This window comes from Aerococcus vaginalis (assembly GCF_053762225.1).
This window is the reverse complement of sequence record NZ_JBSMYC010000002.1, coordinates 155561-179923: the sequence shown is the minus strand read 5'-3', so window position 1 is coordinate 179923 and position 24363 is coordinate 155561. Positions and strand designations below refer to the sequence as shown.

Genomic DNA, 24363 nt, shown 5'->3' with positions numbered 1-24363 from the left:
CCAATTAAACTTATATTTTTCTTAAAAGATCTAGTCCACAAATGTCGCTGAACTGATACCGTCGATCTGCTGCGTGACTTTGAGTTCTTTGCTGGCAGCTTCCTTGAGCGATGGGACGTGGGAAATCAATCCAATAATACGTCCGCTCTCGCGCTGAATCTGTCTGAGCGTGTTAATCGCGATCGGCAGTGCTTCTGCCTCATCGAGTGTACCGAACCCTTCGTCGATAAAGAGAATGCCCATGTCGATAGCTCCCGCTTGTTCCTGAATGACTTCGCTCAGCCCGAGCGCTAAGGCGATTGAAGCTTGGAACGTTTCCCCACCAGAGAGAGTTGAGATGTCGCGCTCGCCGTTGTAGCTGTCGATCATCGACATATCGAGACCGACAAATGAATTACCTTTCGCCTGTAATTCCTTCAGTTTAAAGCTGTAGCGTCCCTGCGTCATTGTCGCGAGACGTTGATTGGAGCGAACAATCACTTTGGCGAGGTAGCGGCGTAAGACGTACGTTTCGAGCGCTATATTTAAGCCTGCGCCTTTACCGGCCAATACCTGCCACAACTGATTGACGGTTTCGTAGTCCGTTCGATTCGTTTCATACGCTTGATAGTCATGCTTCAATTTCGAGAGTAGTTTGTCGATACGTTGATAACGACTGTAATCTTCTAAGATTTGATTGTTCAATTGGTTGAGTTCAGATGTTAATGCTTCCTGATCGTTTTGATAAGCGCTGAGCGTGGCTTCACGCGAAACCTCTAGTTTGTCGAGTGCCTGTTCGATATTATCTAACGCGCCACGATTGCGCTTGTCACGATCGTCGAAATCTGCCACTTCCTGCTCACGACGATCGACGTCCGCTTTGGATGTCCACGCCTCATGCCACTGTTTAACGGCTGCAAGCGTCCAGTCTGTGTGTTCAGCGAGTGAGCGCTCAATATCTGCCGCTTGCGTCGTCTGTTCAGCTTTCAATCGCTCGATCTCGCTCGTCGTTTTATCCATCGCATAGTTGTGGTTCAATTCCGCGTCATGCTGTGCTTTTTCTTCGGTCGCTAAGGTTTCTTTCTGTTCTTCTAAGGTGGTAATGGTTGCTTTGATATTTTGCAGTTCCGTCTGACACGCCGCTTGATCATCGAACGTGACTTTTTGATAGAGTGCCTCTAGCTGCTCAGCCGTTTTTTGCTGTGTGTCGATGAGGCCCGCTAAGGTCGCGCGGTCGCCCGTGAGATTTTTGTCTAATTGTTGGATTTGTTGATTCAACGCCTCAAGTTTTTCGGTCATTTCAGCGAGTTGCTGTTGTTCTTCAGTGAATTGCTGATGGCGCGCGTCCCACTGTTGCTTGGCTTCAGTGACCGTCGCTTCATCGTTCGCGAGCGCTTCCTCCCAGGCTTCGAGACTCTCGACGTTAACCTGTGCTAATAAATCCTTGAGCTGCTTGGCATCGTGCTGCAATTCCGTTTCGCGTTTGGATTTTTCAGCTAGCTTGGCTTCGTATTGCTTCTGCGTCGTCTCAAAAGCCATATTATCAATATCGTTTGAAGGACTGGACAGTGAATGCGTTGTGTTGCCGCAGACCGGACACGGTTCAGACGCTACCAACATCTCCTGACAAATACTGATCGCAATCTCGGCGCGTGTCTGTTCGATCTCTGCTAATGATGCTTCGACAGTAGCGAGCTTGGCTTGATGTTGGTGTTGTTGGTCGACAATTTTTTGATATTTATCATACGCCTGTTGGGATGCTTGAAAGCGTTCTGACTGCTTGCGATAGTTACTTTCAGCAGCGAGTACCGCTTTTTCGGTCAACTGTTTCGAGATAAATACGTCGTGCGCCGAAGCGGCTTCTTGCTGTTCAGTCACTGCTGTATCATACGCTTGCTGGGCAGATTGGATCTTCGTCTCTAAGGTTTCCTTCTGCTTTTGATTTGCTGTCTGCGTGTCTTCTAACGTTTTTATCTGCTGCCAATCACGCGCTTCTTCTTGTAATTGTTGCTGTTGTTGGCGTTTCTGTGGCAACTGTGCAATCTGCGGTTGCCATTCTGCTCGCTTCGTTTCGAAAGCTTTTCGTTTGTCGTCGAGCGTTACTTTTTCTTCATGTAGTGCCTCGAGTGCCGTTTGTTGTTTGTCCTGCGCCTCCGCATTAGCTTCTTTGGCGAGAATCGTATGATAGAGCGTTTCACTCTGCTGATAACGCGTCACTTTTTGGCGCAGCGTGTCAATAGCTGGACGTCCCTTATCCAACGTTTGCTGTACCGCCTGCGCCTGATCGCGTGATGCTAATTGATGGGTAATTTCTTTCAAACGATCGAGTTGAGTATTCTGTTCCTGATATTTTGTCCGTTGTGCTGATACTTCTTCATGAACTGTTCGTTGATAGTCAGTCGTGATATCAATAAAATCCTGACGCTGTTCGCGTGTCTGGCTATCTAGTAACTGATCGCGCACATCGCCGGTTGGCACCAAGCTCAAGATATCGCTAGCATAGCCCGCCAATCGTTCCGTCATTGCTTTTTGATCGCTGTCCATCGCTTTACGTCGTTCGTCTAACTTTTCCGTAATCTGTTGATAGCGTTCGGTTTTAAATATTTTCTGGAGGATCGGTAGTCGCTCACTCGTATTCGCCACTAAAAACTTCTGAAAATCGCCCTGTGGTAACAGTACGATCTGACAAAACTGATTTGCATCGAGACCGATAATTTCGGTGATCTTTGCGTTAATGTCGCTCACTTTTGTTAGTGGTTGGAGCACATCCGGCAGCACTAGTTCGTTTTTCATCGTTTGGCTTTTATTATTTTTGAAACTGCGCATTACGTGATATGATCTACCGCGCACTTCAAAGTCGAGCGATACCGAACATTCCTTGCCCTCAGGAAGCTGCTTGGACATCATTGCATCTTTCGTTTTATTGCCATTGCTCAATTGGCCATACAGTGCATAAACGATCGCATCAAAAATCGTGGTTTTTCCGGCACCCGTTTTTCCCGAAATGAGGAAGAGCGCGCCGTCATCTAGCTTTGTGAAGTCGATCGTCGTTTGATTGAGATAGGATTTGAAACCTTCGAGTTCTAATTTGAGTGGACGCATTAGTCTTCCTCCTCTGCAATTTCAGTCAAAATAGCCGTTAAGAGCCGCTGTTGTGCGTTTGAGAGCGGTTGATCATCCATCATGTATTGATAAAATTCCGCGATCAACGTCATCGGATCATCCGTATTGAGCGTGACATCGGTGGTTTCAAAGTATTCTACCGTCTCCTGTTCTTTCACATAGGTAACGCCCATCGCATTCGGGAAGCGTTGTTTGAGACGCGCCATGGCCTGCGACTGCAATGTCTTATCCGTGAGATTAAAGTAAATATAGTCGTCAGATACCGGTGCCTGCAGAAGGTTTTCTAAGGTGTCTTCTGCAATGCGTACCGCGTGGATCGGCGCAATCGGATGTTCAGTCACCTGAAAATCATCGCCATCGATATCGATCTCTAAGTAACCCTTCTGTCGGTTCTGCTTCGCTTCGTTTTTGGAGTAAGTGAGCGGCGAGCCACTGTAGTAACAGCGCGACTTTCCGACACGCTGCATCCCGTGAATGTGGCCGAGCGCAACATAATCGAAACCTTCAAACACTGCGGTCGGCACGTATTCGACCGTCCCGACACTCAAGGCGTGGCGCGCATCCGCAATATCCAGATCCTCACCCTCGCGCTCTGCACTGACAGAACCGTGGTACAGCAAGATATTCTGTCTATCAGGATCCCACTGTGTTTTGATCTGAGCGACTTGACGTTCTGTCGCCGTCACAATATCCACAATTTCCGGATCATCGTACAGTTTCTTAAAAGTCGGCGCATAATCAAACGCGAGTGGATAAATGTCCGCATCTCCCACAGAAATTTTGAACACTTCAGCGCTCGGTGACCCAACCACATAAATCCCTTGTTTCGCGAAAAAGTCCTGCCCGTAACCGACCATCGCACCGGAATCGTGGTTACCGTTGATAATTACCACTGGCCAATCCCACTCGGTTGCCATCCGTGACAGCAGTTCATTCACGACACGAATACTGTCGCGCCCGGGACGCGAAATATCGTAGAGATCGCCACTGATCAGTACGATATCGGGTTGTCGTTCTTTCACCTCATCGATCCAGCGGTGAAATATTTGAATTTGATCCTCAAGCAGCGAATAATTGTTCAGCTGTTTACCGATATGCCAATCGGCTGTATGTATAATTTTCATCACGATACCTCCTGTCAAAAAAGGGCCTAGACAGTGTCAGACCATCTAGGCTCAGTATACGTTATCCACGAGGGGTTCGTGGTTATTTAGCTAAAATCTTCTTCAAATATTTACCGGTATAGCTGCCATCGACTTCAGCGACTTCCTCCGGTGTCCCAGTCGCAACAACGGTACCACCGCCGTCACCGCCTTCTGGACCGAGGTCGATCAAGTAGTCCGCACTCTTGATGACGTCGAGGTTATGTTCGATCACGATGACAGAGTTGCCATCATCGACTAAACGTTGCAACACATCCAGCAAGCGGCGAATATCTTCAGAATGTAAACCGGTTGTCGGTTCATCCAAAATGTACAGCGTATTGCCTGTTGCCACACGCTGCAGTTCACTTGCCAGTTTCATACGCTGTGCTTCCCCACCGGATAGTGTCGGTGCGGGTTGACCGAGCGTAATGTAGCCGAGACCGACATCGAGGATCGCCTGCAGTTTACGCGTGATTTTTGGAATCGAACTGAAGAATTCGCGCGCTTCTTCCACACGCATATCCAAAACATCCGCGATCGTCTTGCCTTTGTATTTCACTTCCAAAGTTTCTGCGTTGTAACGCGCCCCGTGACACACTTCACATGGGACGTAAACATCTGGGAGGAAGTTCATCTCCACCTTGATGATACCGTCACCTTTACAGTTCTCGCAGCGTCCGCCTTTCGTATTGAAACTGAAGCGTCCTTTTTGATAACCGCGGAGCTTCGCATCGTTCGTCTGCGCAAAGAGTTCACGAATATCATCGAAAACGCCCGTGTAAGTCGCTGGATTACTGCGTGGCGTACGACCGATCGGACTCTGGTCAATATCGATCACTTTATCGAGATCTTCGTATCCGGTGATACTGTCTGCCTTGCCTGGCACTACCTGGGTGCGGTTCAAATCGCGCAGGAGTTTCTTCTTTAATACTTCATTGACCAAGGAACTCTTTCCTGAACCGGACACACCGGTAACCACTACAAATTCACCGAGGGGCACGTCGACGTCGAGTTGTTTCAAGTTATTTGCCTGAGCACCTTTGACATGGATATCGCCTTTATCACTGTGGCGACGTTCGGCGGGCACCGCAATCGTCCGTGTTCCGTTCAAATATTGTCCCGTCAGCGATTCTTCATTCTCAGCGACTTCTTCTGGTGTACCGACTGCGACAACTTGACCACCGTGATCACCAGCGCCTGGGCCCATATCGATCAAGTAATCGGCGGCACGCATCGTGTCTTCGTCGTGTTCAACCACGATGACGGTATTGCCGAGATCGCGCATGCGTTGGAGCGAACGAATCAGACGATCATTATCGCGCTGATGGAGACCGATCGACGGTTCATCCAACACGTACATGACACCGGATAAGTTCGAACCGATCTGCGTCGCTAAGCGAATACGCTGCGCTTCCCCACCGGATAGCGTACCGGCAGAACGTTCCAATGTTAAGTAATCGAGACCGACTTCAACCAAGAAATGGAGGCGCGCTTCGAGTTCTTCCATAATTGGCACCGCAATCGTCTGATCTTCACCGCTCAAGTCGATATTCGTGAGGAACGTCAACGCGTGCGCAATCGACATATTAGTAACTTCCGCAATGTCATTGCCTTCGATCTTGACCGCGAGTGCCTGACGGTTGAGGCGTTTCCCATGACATACCGGACACGGTAACTCCGCCATGTACTGCCCCATCGTTTCTCTGATCAAATTACTGGATGAATTCATGTAGCGACGATGGACGTTCGGCAATACCCCTTCGAAGACTTGATCCTTATCCTGCACATTACCGAATTCGTTCTGATAGTGGAAGTGGAACTTCTGGTCGCCACTACCGTTTAGGATGAGATCCTGCTGATCCTTATCGAGTTCTTCAAATGGCACATCGGTCGGGATATCGAACGCTTCAGCTGCCTGCTTCAAAAGCGTTGGGTAGTACATACTCGTTTTGGACTGCCACGGAACGATCACGCCATCCTCAATCGACAATGACGTATCTGGAATGACACGTTCAATATCTACCGCCATATTAAAGCCTAACCCGTCGCATTCCGGACAACGACCGTATGGCGCATTGAATGAGAAGAGACGCGGTTCGATTTCACCGACTGTGAACCCACAGAGCGGACAGGAATAGTGCTCAGAGAATAAAATCTCCTCGCCACCGATAATCTTTCCGACCGCATAGCCGTCCGTTAAACGGAGTGCACTCTCCAGAGAATCCGCCAAACGGGACCGAATGCCGTCCTTGATCACGACACGGTCAACGATCACATCGATGTCGTGCTTCTTATTCTTTTCAAGTTCCGGCAAATCGTCGATGTCGTACATTTTCCCATCGATCTGAACACGCACGTAGCCTTGTTTTTGAATATCCGCAAGCAGACGTTTGTGCTGCCCTTTCTTGCCACGCACGATCGGTGCTTGAACTTGTAATTTGGTGCGTTCCTCTAAGGCCAACAAACGATCCAACATCTGATCGAGCGACTGACTTTCGATCGGACGACCATCATTTGGACAAATCGGATGCCCGACACGCGCGAATAATAGACGCAAATAGTCGTTCACCTCTGTGATCGTTCCAACCGTCGAACGCGGGTTGCGGTTGGTGGTTTTCTGATCAATCGCAATCGCTGGACTCAAACCATCGATACTATCGACGTCTGATTTCTTAATATTACCGAGGAACTGGCGCGCGAACGCCGATAGACTCTCCACATACCGACGCTGTCCCTCCGCATAGAGCGTATCGAAGGCGAGCGAACTCTTGCCGGAACCGGAGAGTCCCGTAATGACGACCATCTCGTTACGCGGAATGGTCACATCAATGTCTTGTAAGTTGTGGGAACGCGCCCCACGAACGATGATTTCTTCCCTCATAGTACCCTCTTTTCTCTCTGTTGATCCTTATTATTCTATAGCACTTCATCACTAAAAAGCAAACAAACGTTCTCTTTTTGACTGTGACTCGCATTCATGCACACTTTCATGTTATTTGAGGAACAGTGGTCCACAGATTAAGAAAACGGTTTATAATATAATGAGTTCCTCCAAACCAGAAAGGACGATAGCTATGGCAACATACGGACACGATGATTACTTAAACACCTTACAAGCTTTCACGCAGACGGTAGAAACCAACCACCCCGATTCCGAAACCACCCGTTTTCTATCCGAACGATTGCGTGAACTGCAAACGGTTGAAGGGACAGCTTTCCCAGCGCGCTGGCAATACTTGATCAATCAACTGCCGGTTGTCAAATCCTCCGAACAACTGGAATGGACGCCTGAAGAGCGCGAGTACTGGTCGCAGATTAAAGACATGAACCAACTCGGTAATTGGGGTTGGACGTTGAACGTATAAATATATAAAAAACGAGCATCCGACAACTGGGTGCTCGTTTTGTGTTTGGATAGCTGTTATGATGATTAACCGAAACGTCCAGAAACGTAGTCGGCAGTTTGTTCTTCTTTTGGATTGTTGAAGATCTGTTCCGTTTCGCCGTACTCGATCAAGCGGGAGTGGCCGCCACCGAGTTCTGGATCGGCGTAAAGGAAGGCGGTGTAATCTGCCACACGTGCTGCCTGCTGCATGTTGTGGGTCACGATGATGATCGTGTAGTCTTTCTTCAATTCGTGGATCAAGTCTTCAACCTTCAAGGTGGAGATTGGGTCCAATGCGGAAGTAGATTCGTCCATCAAGAGGACATCCGGTTTAACCGCTAAGGCACGGGCGATACAGATACGTTGTTGCTGACCACCAGAAACCGCCATGGCGCTCTTGTTGAGGTCGTCCTTCACTTCGTTCCAGATTGCTGCACCTTTCAATGATTCCTCAACGAGTTCGTCGAGTTTAGTCTTATCCTTGATGCCGTGTGTACGTGGGCCGTACGCGACGTTATCGTAGATGCTCATTGGGAATGGGTTTGCCTGCTGGAATACCATCCCGACGTCACGACGTAAATCATTGACGTTAACGTCTTTGTCAAAGATGTTTTTACCTTCGAGTTCAACGCGACCTTCAATGCGGCAGCCTGACACTAAGTCGTTCATACGGTTCAACGATTTCAATAACGTTGATTTACCTGAACCGGATGGACCGATCAATGCGGTCACGTTGTTTTCGTAGAAGTCGACGTTAATTTCTTCTAAAGCTTTAAATTTTCCGTAGTAAAGATCCATATCCTTTACTGCGAATTTTGTTCTTAAGTTTTGCTCTGCCATTACCGTTGTCCTCCTTTTGCACTCAAACGGTTAGATAGCCATGTGGATAAACCATTGATGACAAGCACCATTAATAATAACACAACCCCGGTCGCCATTGCCTGGTCACGGTGGAAACCTTCACCGGAAAGGACGTACATATGAAGGGCTAAGGTACGACCTGAATCGAAGAGGCTGGTTGGCATACCGGTTGATGTTCCCAAGGTGTACATCAATGCGGCCGTTTCACCGACGATACGTCCGACTGCCAAGATGATACCGGAGAGAATCCCTGGCATCGCAACTGGCAAAACGATCTTGAAGATGGTACGCAATTTACCAGCACCGAGTCCGAAGCTGGCATTGCGGAGTGAGTCGTTAACGGACATCAACCCTTCTTCGGTATTACGGATAATCAGTGGCAACACCATGATGACCATCGTCAAAATCCCGGCGATCATCGAATATTGGAAGTTGGCTGCGATAACGAATGCCAACATACCAAACAAACCATAAACAATCGATGGTACCCCGGACAACGTATCGGCAGCGATACGGATAGCGGAGACCCAGAAACTATCTTTTTGCGCGTATTCGACGAGGTAGAACCCGGCGAAAACACCGAGCGGTACAGCGATGACCAAAGCACCGAGCACGAGGAACAAGGTCGAGATTAACGCAGGCATCATGGACACGTTGTCTGTCGTGTAGGTCCAAGCGAACAGATCCATAGAGAGGTAAGGTACCCCTTTGATCACCACATACGCAATAATAAAGATCAACCACGCGAATGTAAACGCTGCGAAGAAGTAGGTTAATCCTTTTAAGACTTTATTCATCATGCGGTTTTCCTCCCTCTATTCACGTAAGCCAATGCTGCATTGATCAGCAAGACGATCACGAACAATACCGCACCAGTCGCAATCAAAGCGTCACGGTGTGTCCCAGAAGCGTATGCCATTTCCAACATAATGTTTGTGGTCATCGTACGCGTCCCTTGGAATAATCCACGTGGGAAAATCGGTTGGTTACCAGCAACCATGATCACGGCCATCGTTTCCCCAACGGCACGTCCGAGTCCTAAAATGATCGATGCGATAATCCCGGATTTAGCAGCCGGAACCATAATCAAGTAAGACGTACGATCATGTGTGGCGCCGAGTCCGATTGATGCTTCGTAATAGGAACGCGGCACGGCACGGAGGGAGGACTCTGAGGTCGTAATAATCGTTGGAATAACCATAATGGATAACACCAATCCCGCCGTAAAGATACTCAATCCTGAGCTTGGTATACCGATCGAATGTGCAAAGCTACGAATAGCTGGTACTAATACGAGTAATCCAAAGTAACCGTAAACGATCGATGGAATCCCGGCCATCAAGTTAACGGCTGGCTTCAAGAATCGGTGTAACTTCGGTGGGCAGTAATACGCCATATATACGGCGGTAAATACACCAGCTGGAATTGCAATCGCCATGGCAAGCAAGGTCACGCAGAGTGAACCCACTAACATCGGTGCGATACCAAAGATTTCTTTTCGAGGCTTCCACAGTGAACCACTTAGGAAATCACCAATCCCATATTTAGATAGGAACGGCACAGCATTTGCAAAGATAAAGTAACAAATTGAAAGTAGCGCTAAAATCGAAATCATGGCACAGGCGAAAAACACCCACTTCATAATGACTTCGAGCTTATTCTTCTCCATAAAACTCTCCTCAATAGTGCACATCATCTAATTGACGTTTATAAATAAAAATAGCCACTATAACATATTGATTTACAGTAGCTATTTTATCAGAAAAAACTTAACTATTGGGCATCTGATTGGAATTCGGTCCAGTCTACTGATTCACCAGTGAAGATCGCCTTCAAATCATCCAATGTTAAATTATCCACTGTGTTTTCTTTATTAACGATGACTGCGATACCGTCTTTGGCAATAACGGTGGACTCAACGTCTGTTTCTTCAGCTTTCAATTCACGAGAAGCCATACCGAGATCGGAGCTGCCGTTACCTGCTGCCTCAACCCCCGCACTGGATCCGTTCTGTGTAATTTCGATTTCAACACCAGAATTTAATTTCTTGTATTCTTCAGCCAAAGATTCCATCAATGGGCCAACTGACGTAGAACCGGATACTTTAATGGTACCTGTTTGGCCACTTGCTTCATAATCCGTATCTGTATCCAAAGGTACGTAATCGTGGTCTAAGACGATTTCTTGCCCCTGTTTGGATAGAATGAAGTCCATGAAGTCCTGTGCGACATCAGAAAGTTCGCCGTCCTTCTTCGTCACCACATTGAACGGACGTTGTACTGGGTAATCACCGTTTGACACATTTTCTTCAGTCGCTTCGACGTCATCAATCTTAACAGCCTTCACGGTATCGTTGAGAGAACCTAAAGAAATATAACCAATTGCTGCTGGGTTGCTAGCAACGTTTGACAATACCTGGTCAGTACCATTTTGAACGTCAGCTGTCTGTACAGTATAATCTTCGTCACCATCAGCTACACCCGTAATTTCGGTAAAGGCATCACGCGTACCAGAACCTTCTTCACGTGTAATCACATTAATCATGCTGCTAGAACCGTTACCACATGCAGCGAGTACGGCACTGACACCCAACGCCATAAACATTTTGGTAAACTTCTTCATCGTATAATAGCCATCCTTCCATAAAATAACTCACAATATTACACCGTTCCGCTCTTTCGCGTGAACTCATTAGTTATTTTATCAGGCGAATGTAAATTTAATGTAAATTTATAAATTAATTTTCGTGAGTTTTGTAAATTTTTTGTAAAGATTTGATTTAAACTTCGTAATCGTCATCGAGTTCAGCCATATCATCTGCGAATTCGCTGTCCACAAAGGCCGGATTTTGTCTTGGCAGGTAGACTTTGAACGTCGATCCTTCACCGAGTTGGCTCGTGACGTCGATCGTTCCGCCCATCGTTTCAATGAGGTTGCGAACGATAGATAAACCGAGTCCCGTACCGCCTGTTGCGGTCGAACGGTTTTTGTCGACGCGGTAGAAGCGCTCAAAAATACGCGGAAGATCCTCTTCTGGAATGCCGTCACCATCATCCGAGACGGTGAAGACGACGTACTGCTGATCCTCCGTGATGCCACCAGTTAACTGCACATGACCGCCCGGATGATTGTATTTGATCGCATTCGTACCCAGATTCGTCAAAATTTGGTTGAGACGTCCCGCCTCACCGATAAATTCGAGTGTCGGATCCGAGATGGCAGTCGAGAGCGTAATGTCATGCTTCTCAGCCATGGAAACGAGCTGTTCTTCGGTGTTTTCCAAGAGCTTTGCCATATTGATCGGCGTGTAGTCATGGGTAATCTGATGCTGTTCAATCTTCGAGAGGTCGAGAATATCGCTGATCAAAGACTCGATACGCAGACTTTCCTTATCGATGATGCCGACAAATTCCTCGGCTGTCTCGGTATCTTCCAGCGCACCGTTCAGTAACGTTTCCGCAAACCCCTTGATAGCAGTGATCGGTGTCTTCAACTCGTGCGATGCGTTCGCAATGAAGTCGGAGCGTACCTTTTCGAGCTGACGGATTTCGGTAATGTCATAGAGCAAAACAATAATCTGATCCGACGCGGCATCCGGCGTATCATTCGGATCGACGAAGACGACATTCACATCTAAAATGACTTCTTTTGGATAGTAATAGTAGATTTCGTCGCTGATCGCCTGTTTTTCCTGCAGACTCAATGCAATCATCTGGGTGAGGCGGTAACCCGGCAATACATCCGCGTAGCACTGACCTTCGACACTCTCATCGAGATCGAGGATATGCATCAGGGCATCGTTGGCGATACGGATAACGCCCTCTTCATCAATCAGCACGACGCCGACAACCAGATGATCCAACAACAAACTCATCCGTTTCTTCTGACTGTTGAGTCTGATGGTCTGATGGTTGAGGCGCGACATCATATCGTTGATCGCAAAACCGATTTCGTCGATTTCCTCGATCCCCTGTTTCTGATATGGCTGTTGGTCCCCGCTGGATGATACGTTGTTCAATAACGCGGTCGTCGCATTTACCGAGCGACGGATGCGATCGAAGAACCAGAGACTGATAATAATGATGCCGAGCGAAACGGCGATAGAACCGACAAATGAGAGACCGATCAAATGATCGGACGATGGCACCGAACGTCGCATTTCACTGACAATCGTCAAATAACCGGTAATATTTTGATCCTTGTTGTAGAGCGGTCCCTTGAACTGATAACCGTCCGTACCATTCAGTGCTTCCGGGCGAAATTGATAGTGGACTTGACGCGGCATTGTCCCATCGATTCCCTCCATCAATGTCGTTGCTAACGCGCCATTCCCGTACGAAAAAATTTCACGCCCGTTCACATCGAAAATACTGACGCGATCGGCAGGGTTCAATGCTTCACGCAAATTTTGTTGCGCGTCGACCCAGCTGCGTTGATTATTGATGATATCGTCGCCACTCACATCCTGAAGGACATCATGGACATTATTCACCATCAGTTCGAGCCCATCGCGCGTCTCCTGCTTTAGGGCATTTTCGGAGAGCGAGGTCACAGTGTAGGTGAACAGCAAAGTGAAGATCACAAAAAGGAGCGCGAAGGCGGTCGCGACCTTGATCATTAACTTCTTCATTATTCTGGAACCTCAAAGCGATAGCCGAAGCCGCGTACCGTCTTGATATAATCAGGATTTTTTGGATCTTCTTCGATTTTTTCGCGCAGGTGACTGATGTGCACGTCAACAATGCGCGTGCCCCCGCGATAATCGAACGACCAAATCTGCTGCAGTAGGCGATCGCGTGCCACGGTACGATTCTTATGTCCCACCATATATTTCAATAGCTCGTATTCTTTCGGTGTCATTTCAATCGACTTACCGTTGACTTTGACGGTAAACGTCTCGGTATCGATCGCAATCGGTCCAGCTTCAATATAACGTTTCCGTTTATGAATCGGACTGACCACGAGCGAATCATCGCTCACGGCTTTACTTTCGGAACCGTGCGTCGCTTTGGCGCGGCGTAAAATCGCCCGAATGCGTGCGACAACTTCGCGTGGGCTGAACGGTTTCGTCATATAGTCATCAGCACCGAGTTCAAGTCCGAGAATTTTTTCGATTTCGGCATCTTTCGCCGTCAGCATGAGGATCGGTGTTTCGACCTGTTCCATGCGCAAACGTCGGCAAACTTCCATCCCGTCCATCTCCGGCAACATCAGATCCAAAATAATCATGTCGTAGGCGTCTGTCTTCGTCATCTCGTAAGCGGTGAGTCCGTCCATGGCGGTTTCAACAGCGAAGCCTTCTTTGTTCAGATTAAATTCGAGTAATTTAACAATCGACTGTTCATCATCAACGACGAGTACTTTTTTCACGGTGATTCTCCCCTATTCAGCGTCATCCTGTCCGAGTAACCACTTCAAATAACTGTCCATAAAGTTGTCTAAGTCACCATCCATCACGGCGTCGGTATCACCGGTTTCGTAGTTGGTGCGGTGATCTTTGACCATCTGATACGGATGGAAGACATAGGAACGAATCTGCGAACCCCACGCGATTTCAGCTTTTTCACCGCGCAGTTCGTCGATTTCTTTGGCGTTCTTTTCTTCGAGTAGGCGTGCCAATTTCGCCTGCAACATCTTCATCGCCGTTTCGCGGTTCTGGAATTGTGAACGTTGACTCTGCGAGGAGACGACGATGCCGGTCGGTTCGTGCACTAAACGCACGGCCGAACTGGTCTTGTTAATGTGCTGACCACCCGCACCGCTCGAACGAAAGACGGACATCGTAATGTCGTCCGGGTTAATATCAATTTCCGTCTGCTGATCGACTTCAGGCAACACTTCGACCGACGCGAATGAGGTGTGTCGGCGGTTATTGCTGTCGAATGGCGAGATACGGACGAGACGGTGAATACCGTGCTCTGATTTCAGTAAGCCGTACGCATGCTGGCCTTTGATTTCTAAGGAGACACTCTTCACACCCGCTTCATCGCCCGCTTGATAATCCAAAACAGTGACTTTGAAGCCGTGCTGTTCGCTCCAACGTTCATACATGCGCAAAAGCATTTCTGCCCAATCCTGCGCTTCAGTTCCACCAGCCCCAGCGTGGATTTCTACCAGCGCCGTTGCTTTATCGTGTGGGCCGGAAAGCAACAGATTGCGTTCGTAATTCGCAATGTCTTGATTGAAGGCTTCGAGATCACGCTCTAATTCTTCCATGAAAAGGCCATTCTCTTCTGGATCCTCCTGAATCAGTTCCAACATCGCTTCTAAATCTTCCCATTTCGCGGTTAAGGCGTGGAACGTTTCGTATTTTTCCTTGGCAGCGTTGGTCTCATCGATCACCGAGCGTGCCTGTTCATTATCGTCCCAGAACGAGGGATCTGCCATCTTCCCTTCATTTTCTGCAATCGTGGTTTCGAGCTCTTCTAAGTCAAAGAGACCCCCTTAGCGTGTCGATTGCCTGTTTCTTGTCATCTAAACTGTGACGAATTTCGCCTAATTCCATCATACTTTGCCTCCTATTGCTATACGAAAAGACACACTTAAAAAGCCGACCTATTGGCTTTCAAGTATGCCTGTTCCTGATTGATTATACCGCCTGACGTTGTAAGTTTTGACGGATTTCAGAATTCATAAAGATGCGGGTCGCATCATATTCGATCCCGCCGATCATCGCGTTGAAACGGTCGTAACCTTCCGTTTGGTATTCAACGAGCGGGTTATTCTGCGCGTAGGCACGCAGGCCGATCCCTTGACGCAACTGATCCATTGAGTCGATGTGATCTGTCCAACGCGCATCGACCGCACGAAGGATGACAACTTTTTCAAATTCGAGCGAGAGACGGGCGTTGTTGATGCCGTCGACCTTCTCTTCAAAGCGTTCGCGCGCTTTTTCTTCGATCACGTGTTTCAACTGCGCGTTTGTCTTGTCTTTGAGATCGTCTTCGGAAATCGTGTCCGGTTTCAAGAGAACGTTGATAACTTCCTGATACAATCCTTCCAAGTTCCATTCCTTGCGCTCGCGGACGGTGTAGGCATCGACGATACGTGAAATGGTACGTGAAATCATCCCCCACATAATCTGGTCGAGTGAATCTTCCTCGTTGATGATCTGTTGGCGCTGTGCATAGATGATCTCACGCTGTTCACGCATGACTTCGTCGTATTCCAACACGTTTTTACGCGTATCGTAGTTGTTCCCTTCAACACGTTTCTGTGCAGCTTCGACCTGGCGCGTCAACATCTTACTTTCGATCGCTAAGTCGTCACCCTCACCATCGTCGAGGCGTTCCCAGAGTGCTTTCACACGGTCGGAACCGAAACGTTTCATCAAGTCGTCTTCCAAACTCAAGTAGAAACGACTGTAGCCGTTATCTCCCTGACGGCCGGAACGTCCGCGCAACTGGTCATCGATACGGCGAGATTCGTGACGTTCGGTACCGAGTACGGCGAGTCCGCCCATTTCTTTGACGCCCATACCGAGCTTGATGTCGGTCCCACGTCCAGCCATGTTGGTGGCGATCGTTACCGCACCTGGCTGTCCCGCCTGCGCGATAATTTCGGCTTCTTTCGCGTTATTCTTTGCATTCAAAACGTTGTGGGCGATACCTTTCTTCGTTAATAATTCTGAAAGATACTCAGACGTTTCAACTGCCACTGTACCGACCAAGACCGGCTGACCTTTACTGTGGCGCTCTTCGATCTCTTTAGCGACCGCGTTAAATTTGGATTTCAAGTTCGGGTAGATAACATCCGACGCGTCCTCACGCTGTACGGGACGGTTAGTCGGCACCTGAATCACGTCCATGTCGTAAATCTCACGGAATTCGGTTTCTTCCGTTTTCGCGGTACCCGTCATCCCCGCCAATTTGTCATACATACGGAAGAAGTTCTGGAATGTGATCGTCGCCATAGTCTTCGATTCGTTTTGAATCGGCACACCTTCCTTAGCTTCGATCCCTTGGTGGAGACCGTCAGAATAACGACGTCCATCCATAATACGTCCGGTAAAGCCATCAACGATCTTCACTTCGTCATCTTGAACCACGTAGTCGATATCGCGAAGCATGATGTAGTTGGCACGCAAGGCGGTATCCAAATGGTGGATCAGCGCACCGTTGTTGACGTCGTAGAGGTTTTCCAAATGGAAGGCGTCTTCCGCTTTGTCGACCCCTTCTTCGGTCAAGCTGATCGTTTTGGATGGTGCGTCGATCGTGTAGTCGTCACCCTCAACCAATTTCTTCACGAAACGATCGGTCTGCGTGTAGAGTTCGGTTGACTGTTCGGCCTGTCCGGAAATGATCAATGGCGTACGCGCTTCATCAATTAGGATAGAGTCGACCTCATCGACAACCGCGTAATGCAGTTCACGCTGTACCATCTGTTCCTTATAAACGACCATGTTGTCGCGCAAGTAGTCGAACCCTAGCTCGTTGTTGGTGGAGTAGGTGATGTCGCAATTATAAGCGGCACGTTTTTCTTCGGCGGACATGTCGTTCGTGTTCAAACCGACCGTCAATCCCAAGAAGCGGTACACTTCCCCCATGTCTTCGGAGTCACGCTTTGCCAAGTATTCGTTGACGGTCACCACGTGTGCGCCTTTACCTTCGAGAGCGTTGGTGTAGATCGGCATCGTTTCCGTCAATGTCTTACCTTCACCAGTTTTCATTTCGGCGATGTTACCATAGTGGAGTGCGAAACCACCCATGATCTGCACGTGGAAAGGAAAAAGTCCCAAAACACGGCGTGCGGCTTCACGAACGGTCGCAAAAGCTTCGTAGATAATATCCTCCAACGTTTCACCGTATGCCAGTCGCTCCTTAAATGCCTCAGTCTGATCTCTCAGCTGTTCATCGGTGTAGCCAGCATATTTATCCGCCAGTTCTTCGACTTTCTTCGCTTGACGATCAAAACGGCGCAAATCGGCTTTATCGTTATCAAATATTTTCTTTAAAGCGTTTGCCATAACAATCTCCTCATCTCATATCTTTATCTTTTTTCGTTGATTATTCTCAATAATCGCTGTTAGTCAAAAGTATCCACTAACTCAGTATTTATTATACATACAAACCGTTGATGGGTCTATTACCAGTAGCCCGTTTCTTTTGACAGGTGTGCATACAATCCGTAAAATATTCACGTAAAAGTGAAAAAATGCACATGAAAGGAAGCTTTGTATGTCTGAGTCACACTCATTTACTGAAATTTTTCAAAACCGCCGTACGATCCACCACTTCGACCCTGAAGTAAAGATTTCTGAAGAGGAAGTTCGAGAAATCATCGAAGAATCAACCAACGCTCCCTCCGCGTTTAACTTGCAACCGTGGCGCATCATCGCATTGCAGACACCAGAAGGACGCGCGAAAGTTGAAGAATTCGTTTGGATACCTAACAAAGGTTTCTTCGAAGAAGCGCCGGTAACGCTCTTCCTCTTTGCGGATCCCGAAGCGCACAACGTCTTCCGCGAATTTCACGCTGAACGCTTGGAAAACGGCGAAATCGATCAGGCCGAATATAACCGTCTGATGGGCTTACCGCTCTTGCCGTTCTACGACAACGGTACCCAGGAACTGCGTGATATGACTGCCGTTACCGGTGCGTCACTCCTCATGATGTCCATACTGTTGAACATCCGTAACCACGGCTATGAATCGATTGCCTGGTACGGTTACGACATGGACAAAGTGGTCGCTGCGCTCGACGAAGATGAAGAACGCTACATTCCATTCTGTGCGGTGACATTTGGTAAACAGGACATGTCAAAAGCCGATCAGGAATCCGACCACAGCAATCGCTACTCGGTGGATCGCGTCACGAAATTCTTGTAATCCCTCAGCAGTTAACAAGCGGACGACTTCAACGCGAAGCCGTTTTTTGTTTGCATGCAAAAAGCGGACGCCCAAACTCAGGCGTCCGCGATGGTTAATAGCGTTTCAGTGTGAATTATTGTTCGTCGATATCGATCAAACCGTACTGACCGGCTTTACGTTCGTAGACGATTTCGATCTTGTCCGTTTCAGCGTCACGGAAGACGAAGAAGCTGTGTCCCAACATTTCCATCTGCAAGATGGCTTCTTCTGGAGACATTGGTTTAGCGCCGACAACTTTACGACGCGCAATCGTGAAGTCTTCTTCAGTTTCCTCTTCAACCGGCACGTCAACGGCACCGATCAATTCTGGGAAGCCTTTTTCACGGGATTTACGGTTAACTTTCGTTTTGTATTTACCGACCTGACGTTTCAATTTATCAACAACGAGGTCGATACTACCGTAGAGATCTTGAGACGTTTCTTCAGCGCGAAGCGTCAAACGTGGCAGTAGGATCGTTACTTCCGCTTTTGCGTCACCGTTACGGTAAACTTTAGCGTTCACGTAAACGGTCGTTTCTTCGTCATTGTGGAAGTACTGTTCGATTTTGCTGATCTTGTCTTCAGCATACTGTCTAATAGCTGGTGTGATCTCAATGTTCTCACCGCGAATATTGTACTTAAACATACTATTCATCCTTTCTGCCCCGTAGCTACCGGGGAGAAGCTTTCTGGCTTCTATCTCTTCTACACCTGTATTGTATCGAAAATTCCAACATTTAGCAAGCGTTTTCTTTTTTTATAATGTGAATTACCTAGCAAGCGTTGCGCTACGAATATTCGTCACCCCGGCGTTTTCAAGGACATGATAGGCGCTATACAGTGTCGCTCCGGTGGTATAGACATCATCGAACAAAATGATCTGTTTGGGAAACGAATCCGTATTTCTTAACTGAAACTTATTTAATTGCTGGAGACGTGTTGAGCGACTGCTTCCCGCCATTTTCTTCGAGGTGGTATCGACCAAGAACTCCTGATATGGAATACCTGATGCCTTCAAAATCACACTCGTCTGATGAAAACCGCGCTGTTTGGCACGCGCTTCCTGCGAAGGCAACGGCACCCAGACGTGATGGGGGTATTGCCTTTTGATGTTGAGGAGTTCTTTTTTGAATAGACCCGCTAGCCGCTGTTCGCGTTGTCCTTTCAATAGGAGTAACCACTCGCGATAGCCGGACTGATAGTGATAGAAGGCGTGATGGGCGATCTGCCAATCGTACCGAGTCCGCCACTGTTCGCAGTCTGAACATAATGTGACCGTTTCTTGCGGTCTCGCACACTGCGGGCATTGTAGTCCTGTGATTGGCGTGATGCGTTTGAGGCACTCTTCGCATATCGGCTGGTTCATTGGCACTGTCCAGAAACAAAGCTCACGTAAGGTTATTTTAGGGATGATGATTTCGCCGCAGAGTAAACAATTCATGGCGTCACCTCATCGAGTAAACCGCGCAGCCGTCCCAGACGATTCATGCGTTGAATTTCTCTGACCGCATCGACACTCGCCTTAGTGCGTCCCGCATGGATAAAAATCACCTCGCCATTCGGTGCCCACGCCTTGCGTCCGACACGCCCTGCGATCTGTACCAATGCCGACGTGGTAAAGGCACGATGTTCGCTCCCAAGTACGATCACGTCGATCGCTTCAAACGTTACCCCACGCTCCAAGATCGTGGTAGTCAGTAGGAACTGTACAGCAGTATCGCGCATCGCCTGCACCTTGCCTAAACGTTCATCATCTGACGCATGTACCGCTTTGAAATGCGCATTTGGAAAGACATTACGTACGATGTTCTCCAACTGTACCATGCGTTTCACGGTCGGCAGAAAGACCAAAAAGCGTCGCTCGGCCTGTAGTAGCGTGCGGGGACGAGTGATTGTGTCAGTTTACCCTGTTTGACTTGACGTCGCAGTTTACGATCAGGCGTCGCTGTTAGATAGACCAGCGTGCTTTCTGTTCGCAAAGCGGTACGCACCGCACGTTCCAGCATCGGATCGCCATTGAACGGAAAGGCGTCTGTTTCGTCGATCACTAACAGATCGAACGCCTGATGAAAGCGCACGAGCTGATGCGTGGAGCAGATGACGAGTGGCGTATAACGGTAGCTTTGTGCCGATTTTCCGTGAAGCAACAAGGCATCCATCTCTGGAAAAGCGCCCGCAAACCGCAGTACCAATTCATTGGCGACATCGATTCTAGGCGTCGCAATCGCCACCCGCTGACCTTGACAAAGCGCAGTATCGACCACTCGAAACAGCATTTCCGTCTTGCCCGCACCGGTGACCGCCCAAACGAGATGATCCTGATGCGATTGAAAAGCAGCGACGAGCGTATCGGAGACTTCCTGCTGGGCAGTGGATAGCGCGCCGTCAAACGTGAGATAACTGCTCGAACGCGCCCATGAATTCACACTCGGTGCTGGACATTCGTACAACTGATCGCAGCGCCTGAGCACGCCGAACGCGAGACAATCGAGGCAGTAAACGCAATCTAACGCGCATAGACACTCATTCGGATAGAAGTGCGCCGTATTTCCACAACGCTGGCACTGATAGCCAGTCTTTGTTTCGATAATCGCGGGTACCCCCTGCCAGTCTGTCGGTACGGCCACGCCAGCACGCGTCAATTCTCGCTCGGTTACCCGCCGTCCCCAAATTAGCGTTTCATCAGACATTTTCTTGCCTCCTCTCACCTGTTAAATACGCCTGCAAAACACCTTTTTCGTGTGACTTTGGCAATTTCGTCGATTTTTCGTAAAATGAATGGGATACAAAGGAGGCGCAATGGATGATTCCTTATCGCACAATCAAAGAAACGGGTAAATTCCAAATCGAAATCAAAAAATCCATCTTCATCTGTAATATGGCGCGCGTGATAGACGAGGAGATGGCGGAACAATTTATTCAGGAGATTAAATCCGAACACTACAAGGCGACGCACAACACGTTCGCTTATATGATCGGTGAGAAGAACGAAATACAGCGCATGTCGGATGATGGCGAACCGAGCGGCACAGCCGGCGTACCCATGCTCGAGGCGCTGAAGAATATGGACTTGAAGAATGTCGTTGCCGTCGTGACGCGTTACTTCGGCGGTAAAAAACTCGGTGCAGGTGGCCTGATCCGCGCATACAGTAACGCCGTCAGCGAAGCGAGCCACCACATCGGTATCGTGAGCCGCGAAGTGCAGTGCCCGGTCGACGTCACGATCGAATACCCACTGACCGGACAGCTCGAACACTGGATCGAATCGAACGACTATCCACTGATCGACACCGAATATATGGAAAATGTCACCTATACACTGGGCGTCGATGTGAACGATGTCGATGACTTCAAGGCAGAACTCGTCAACTTTACGAACGACAATGTTACTTTCAACGTCGGCGATCCGAAATATGTCGATATTCCGGTAAGCATCGACTAATTCAAAAAAGCGTTACCCCACAAGTTTGAGGTAACGCTTTTCGTTTGGTTTCATTAAGCATTCTTGTGCGCTTTGAAGACATCAATCAACTGATGGATCACAATTTCAACGGCACTGCGCGGGCAGGCGAGGTTCAAACGGATAAAGCCGGTCCCCGTTTCACCGAATTCTGTCCCAAATGATGGGAAACAATCGGCTTCAATACACCACGCCTTGAGCGTTTCATCGTCAACATCGAGGCCGCGACAATCGACCCACGCACAGTAAGTTCCTTCGCTGACCGGCGCCTTGACGATTGGAAATTCCTTTTCGAAAGTATCAGCGACATACTGCTGGTTCGCATGCACGACGTCAAGCATTTCTTCGTACCAGGCTTCACCCTTGGTATACGCAATCTCCAGCGCTTTCGGGCCAAAGCCGTTCACACTGGTCGAGCGATCCGCCATCGCTGCTTCGTGGAGACGCTCGTGAACTGATTTGTCGGAAATAATACTAATCGCACATTTCGCACCCGCGAGGTTAAACGTCTTCGATGAAGAAGTCGCTACAACCAGGCGTTTATCCAACGCTTCATCGAACGTTGCGAGTGAGGTGTGGGTTTTATCTTCGCGCGTAAAGTCACCCCAAATTTCGTCAGAAACGACGTAGAGGTCATTGGCGACCGCAATATCGGCGAGGCGTCTGAGTTCTTCCGGTAGCCAGACGCGACCGTTCGGATTGTGCGGGCTACAGAATAGTAATAGTTTATTTTCGGATTGCTTGGCCGCCTGTTCGAACGCCTCAAAATCAATTTCGTAATGGCCATCATTATCAATCAATGGGATATTCACAATTTGACGCTGATTATTTTCAATCACCGCTCTGAACGGATGATACACCAAACTAAAGATCATCACGCCGTCGCCCGGCTCGGTGAAGGCTTTGACGCTCGCGTTGAGTACATCGACAACGCCGTGCGTATACATGAGCCAATCCGGCGAAATATCAATATTGTGGTGGGTTTTCTGCCAGGTCACAGTGGCTTCAGCGGTCGATGCAGTCGGCCCATTGTAGCCGAGTACCGGTTTGGTCTTCAGGTAGTCAATCATGCCTTCGTAAATTTCCGGCGCATTCTCAAACTCCATATCCGCCGTTGACATCGGCACGATCCCCGGATGAATCTCAGCGGCTGGTTTTAAATCATACATCTTTTCCCATTTTTTGCTGCCGGTGTGCTGTCGATCCGGCGCTTTGTCGAATGAATATGTCATATAAACGACCCCTTTCACGTGATCTACAGTGTCACTATTAATGATACCCTCTGTCATACTAGCGTCAAGATGATCGACTCGAGCGATCAATAGTGATATATTTTAACATCAGAATTTTTGGTGCGACCGTTTATACTTAATGCTGTTCAGTTGAATAATTCCCGTTGAGGAGAAGCAGTAAATGTTTGACCCATGCAGAGAGGAATCGGTTGGTGCGAGATTCTTGGGAACGGCATTGAACCATGGTCTCTGAGGGCTAACGGTCGATAAGTAGACTGTTACGGTTGTTCCACCGATAACTGGAAAGCCGATCATGCCACTGCGCATCGTCGGACTGAGGGAGGAGGAATCCTCTGAATAAAGGTGGTAACACGTTGTCTTAAGCGTCCTTTTATCTGTCACAGGCTGAGTGATGGGTAAAAGGACGTTTTTTTGTTTCGTACAGATATGGAGGTATTGGAAATGAAGTCACAGAAATTCAAGAAATGGTTCACGCAATTAACGGTACTCGCGCTCGCACTTGTTTTTGTCGTTGCGTGTGGCAAGCAAGCATCCGAAGAAACCGTCAAACTCGGCGTCATGGGTGCGGACACGGACGTTTGGGATAGTGTCAAAGAGCGCTTAGCAGAAAACGAAGGGATCGACCTCGAGTACGTCAACTTCACGGACTACTCGCAACCAAACCGCGCGCTTGCAGATGGTGAAATCGATCTGAACGCCTTCCAACATATCGACTTCCTCACCAACTACAATAAGGAATTCGGTACCGATATCGTCAGTATCGGAAACACCGTCATCGCGCCGATGGGACTCTACTCCGACCGTGTCGAAAATGTTGAAGACATTCAAGACGGCAGTGAAATTGCCATCCCGAATGACGTCACGAACGGTGGACGTGCACTGCATCTCTTAGAATCCGCAAACCTCATCACGCTAGCTGACGATGCACCGGCATCACCAACTGTCGGCGACATTGCGGAAAATCCACACAACTTCAAAATTACCGAACTCGACGCCGCACAGATTGCGCGTTCACTGAGCGATGTCGATGCGGCCGTGATTAATAGTGGTGTGGCTGACGATTCCGGATTCGATCCGGTCAACGATCCGATCTATCTCGAACCGGTAGATGAAAACTCCAAACCATTCGTTAACGTGATCGCCGCTCGCAAAGAAGATGAAGATAATCCAACCTTCAAAAAGGTGGTAGACTACTATCAGACTGAAGAAACCAAAAAAGCGATTAAAGAACGCGATAAAGGCGCAAGCATCGCGGCCTGGGAAGATTACGGTCGCAAATAATTATATTTAACGTTTGAAAGGGGTGTGC

Annotated in this window: 20 protein-coding genes and 1 other annotated feature; of the genes, 4 read left to right on the top strand and 16 right to left on the bottom strand. The window is 48.5% G+C overall.

The window, feature by feature from the left end:
* Positions 1-30: 30 nt before the first annotated feature.
* The 3 genes from ACWOEX_RS03065 to uvrA form a co-directional block, all read right to left on the bottom strand.
* The gene (locus ACWOEX_RS03065) at positions 31-3081 is read right to left on the bottom strand and encodes an AAA family ATPase (RefSeq protein WP_455297883.1); all 3051 of its coding nucleotides are present in this window, start codon (positions 3079-3081) and stop codon (positions 31-33) included.
* Entirely contained in the window at positions 3081-4226 is a 1146-nt protein-coding gene (locus ACWOEX_RS03060; protein WP_455297881.1) for an exonuclease SbcCD subunit D, read from the bottom strand. Before ACWOEX_RS03060 ends, ACWOEX_RS03065 begins: the two co-directional genes overlap by 1 nt.
* Before the next feature lie 82 nt (positions 4227-4308).
* Positions 4309-7128, bottom strand: coding sequence for an excinuclease ABC subunit UvrA (gene uvrA / locus ACWOEX_RS03055; RefSeq protein ID WP_455297879.1), 2820 nt, complete (start codon positions 7126-7128; stop codon positions 4309-4311).
* A gap of 193 nt (positions 7129-7321) precedes the next feature.
* Here uvrA and ACWOEX_RS03050 point away from each other — a divergent pair, with 193 nt between their 5' ends.
* Complete coding sequence (locus ACWOEX_RS03050; protein WP_455297877.1) at positions 7322-7612, top strand: hypothetical protein; 291 nt, start codon at positions 7322-7324, stop codon at positions 7610-7612.
* A gap of 65 nt (positions 7613-7677) precedes the next feature.
* On the opposite strand, the gene pstB is transcribed toward ACWOEX_RS03050, so the two are convergent.
* The 8 genes from pstB to secA all read right to left on the bottom strand — a co-directional run bounded on the left by pstB (position 7678) and on the right by secA (position 17458).
* A complete protein-coding gene (pstB, locus tag ACWOEX_RS03045; RefSeq protein ID WP_455297875.1) occupies positions 7678-8472 on the bottom strand; it encodes a phosphate ABC transporter ATP-binding protein PstB in 795 nt (264 codons plus the stop codon).
* Entirely contained in the window at positions 8472-9293 is an 822-nt protein-coding gene (gene pstA, locus ACWOEX_RS03040) for a phosphate ABC transporter permease PstA (protein ID WP_455297874.1), read from the bottom strand. The genes pstB and pstA overlap by 1 nt, the downstream gene beginning before the upstream one ends.
* Positions 9290-10162, bottom strand: a complete 873-nt coding sequence (pstC, locus tag ACWOEX_RS03035; RefSeq protein WP_455297872.1) for a phosphate ABC transporter permease subunit PstC — start codon at positions 10160-10162, stop codon at positions 9290-9292. The genes pstA and pstC overlap by 4 nt, the downstream gene beginning before the upstream one ends.
* Before the next feature lie 104 nt (positions 10163-10266).
* Entirely contained in the window at positions 10267-11115 is an 849-nt protein-coding gene (locus ACWOEX_RS03030) for a substrate-binding domain-containing protein (RefSeq protein WP_455297870.1), read from the bottom strand.
* Positions 11116-11272: 157 nt separating this feature from the next.
* The gene (gene pnpS, locus ACWOEX_RS03025) at positions 11273-13123 is read right to left on the bottom strand and encodes a two-component system histidine kinase PnpS (protein WP_455297869.1); all 1851 of its coding nucleotides are present in this window, start codon (positions 13121-13123) and stop codon (positions 11273-11275) included.
* Positions 13123-13863 carry a response regulator transcription factor gene (locus ACWOEX_RS03020; RefSeq protein WP_455297867.1) on the bottom strand — a complete coding sequence of 247 codons (741 nt, stop codon included), beginning with the start codon at positions 13861-13863 and terminating at the stop codon, positions 13123-13125. Before ACWOEX_RS03020 ends, pnpS begins: the two co-directional genes overlap by 1 nt.
* Before the next feature lie 12 nt (positions 13864-13875).
* Positions 13876-14998, bottom strand: a protein-coding gene (prfB, locus tag ACWOEX_RS03015; protein WP_455298166.1) for a peptide chain release factor 2 whose coding sequence is annotated in 2 segments (ribosomal slippage) — positions 13876-14937 and positions 14939-14998 — 1122 coding nt in all. Because the reading frame shifts where the segments join, the coding sequence is not laid out codon by codon here.
* Between the two features lie 84 nt (positions 14999-15082).
* Positions 15083-17458 carry a preprotein translocase subunit SecA gene (gene secA, locus ACWOEX_RS03010; RefSeq protein WP_455297865.1) on the bottom strand — a complete coding sequence of 792 codons (2376 nt, stop codon included), beginning with the start codon at positions 17456-17458 and terminating at the stop codon, positions 15083-15085.
* A 211-nt stretch (positions 17459-17669) separates the two neighbouring features.
* Here secA and ACWOEX_RS03005 point away from each other — a divergent pair, with 211 nt between their 5' ends.
* Entirely contained in the window at positions 17670-18320 is a 651-nt protein-coding gene (locus ACWOEX_RS03005; protein WP_455297863.1) for a nitroreductase family protein, read from the top strand.
* Positions 18321-18435: 115 nt separating this feature from the next.
* On the opposite strand, the gene hpf is transcribed toward ACWOEX_RS03005, so the two are convergent.
* From hpf to ACWOEX_RS02985, 4 genes are all read right to left on the bottom strand, one after another.
* The gene (hpf, locus tag ACWOEX_RS03000; protein ID WP_455297861.1) at positions 18436-18987 is read right to left on the bottom strand and encodes a ribosome hibernation-promoting factor, HPF/YfiA family; all 552 of its coding nucleotides are present in this window, start codon (positions 18985-18987) and stop codon (positions 18436-18438) included.
* 123 nt (positions 18988-19110) lie between these two features.
* Positions 19111-19782 carry a hypothetical protein gene (locus ACWOEX_RS02995; RefSeq protein ID WP_455297859.1) on the bottom strand — a complete coding sequence of 224 codons (672 nt, stop codon included), beginning with the start codon at positions 19780-19782 and terminating at the stop codon, positions 19111-19113.
* Positions 19779-20192, bottom strand: a complete 414-nt coding sequence (locus ACWOEX_RS02990; protein WP_455297857.1) for a helicase-related protein — start codon at positions 20190-20192, stop codon at positions 19779-19781. Before ACWOEX_RS02990 ends, ACWOEX_RS02995 begins: the two co-directional genes overlap by 4 nt.
* Positions 20171-20812, bottom strand: a complete 642-nt coding sequence (locus tag ACWOEX_RS02985; RefSeq protein WP_455297856.1) for a DEAD/DEAH box helicase family protein — start codon at positions 20810-20812, stop codon at positions 20171-20173. The genes ACWOEX_RS02990 and ACWOEX_RS02985 overlap by 22 nt, the downstream gene beginning before the upstream one ends.
* 332 nt (positions 20813-21144) lie before the next feature.
* On the opposite strand from ACWOEX_RS02985, the gene ACWOEX_RS02980 reads away from it, so the two are divergent.
* Positions 21145-21783: a YigZ family protein gene (locus tag ACWOEX_RS02980; protein WP_455297855.1), complete on the top strand. Its 639-nt coding sequence runs from the start codon at positions 21145-21147 to the stop codon at positions 21781-21783.
* Positions 21784-21836: 53 nt separating this feature from the next.
* Here the strand turns inward: ACWOEX_RS02980 and ACWOEX_RS02975 are convergent, their stop codons facing one another.
* Positions 21837-23033 (bottom strand): MalY/PatB family protein, encoded by a 1197-nt coding sequence (locus tag ACWOEX_RS02975; RefSeq protein ID WP_455297853.1) that lies wholly within the window; start codon positions 23031-23033, stop codon positions 21837-21839.
* Positions 23034-23188: 155 nt separating this feature from the next.
* Positions 23189-23427: a binding site (T-box leader), on the top strand.
* A 68-nt stretch (positions 23428-23495) separates the two neighbouring features.
* Between ACWOEX_RS02975 and ACWOEX_RS02970 the strand changes: the two genes are divergently transcribed.
* A complete protein-coding gene (locus ACWOEX_RS02970; protein WP_455297851.1) occupies positions 23496-24335 on the top strand; it encodes a MetQ/NlpA family ABC transporter substrate-binding protein in 840 nt (279 codons plus the stop codon).
* Positions 24336-24363 lie beyond the last annotated feature (28 nt).

Excerpts from the sequence above, each read along its gene's own strand:
- ACWOEX_RS03065 (WP_455297883.1), bottom strand. The coding sequence starts at position 3,081 with ATGCGTCCACTCAAATTAGAACTCGAAGGTTTCAAATCCTATCTCAAT.
- ACWOEX_RS03060 (WP_455297881.1), bottom strand. The coding sequence starts at position 4,226 with ATGAAAATTATACATACAGCCGATTGGCATATCGGTAAACAGCTGAAC.
- uvrA (WP_455297879.1), bottom strand. The coding sequence starts at position 7,128 with ATGAGGGAAGAAATCATCGTTCGTGGGGCGCGTTCCCACAACTTACAA.
- ACWOEX_RS03050 (WP_455297877.1), top strand. The coding sequence starts at position 7,322 with ATGGCAACATACGGACACGATGATTACTTAAACACCTTACAAGCTTTC.
- pstB (WP_455297875.1), bottom strand. The coding sequence starts at position 8,472 with ATGGCAGAGCAAAACTTAAGAACAAAATTCGCAGTAAAGGATATGGAT.
- pstA (WP_455297874.1), bottom strand. The coding sequence starts at position 9,293 with ATGATGAATAAAGTCTTAAAAGGATTAACCTACTTCTTCGCAGCGTTT.
- pstC (WP_455297872.1), bottom strand. The coding sequence starts at position 10,162 with ATGGAGAAGAATAAGCTCGAAGTCATTATGAAGTGGGTGTTTTTCGCC.
- ACWOEX_RS03030 (WP_455297870.1), bottom strand. The coding sequence starts at position 11,115 with ATGAAGAAGTTTACCAAAATGTTTATGGCGTTGGGTGTCAGTGCCGTA.
- pnpS (WP_455297869.1), bottom strand. The coding sequence starts at position 13,123 with ATGAAGAAGTTAATGATCAAGGTCGCGACCGCCTTCGCGCTCCTTTTT.
- secA (WP_455297865.1), bottom strand. The coding sequence starts at position 17,458 with ATGGCAAACGCTTTAAAGAAAATATTTGATAACGATAAAGCCGATTTG.
- ACWOEX_RS03005 (WP_455297863.1), top strand. The coding sequence starts at position 17,670 with ATGTCTGAGTCACACTCATTTACTGAAATTTTTCAAAACCGCCGTACG.
- hpf (WP_455297861.1), bottom strand. The coding sequence starts at position 18,987 with ATGTTTAAGTACAATATTCGCGGTGAGAACATTGAGATCACACCAGCT.
- ACWOEX_RS02995 (WP_455297859.1), bottom strand. The coding sequence starts at position 19,782 with ATGAATTGTTTACTCTGCGGCGAAATCATCATCCCTAAAATAACCTTA.
- ACWOEX_RS02980 (WP_455297855.1), top strand. The coding sequence starts at position 21,145 with ATGATTCCTTATCGCACAATCAAAGAAACGGGTAAATTCCAAATCGAA.
- ACWOEX_RS02975 (WP_455297853.1), bottom strand. The coding sequence starts at position 23,033 with ATGACATATTCATTCGACAAAGCGCCGGATCGACAGCACACCGGCAGC.
- ACWOEX_RS02970 (WP_455297851.1), top strand. The coding sequence starts at position 23,496 with ATGAAGTCACAGAAATTCAAGAAATGGTTCACGCAATTAACGGTACTC.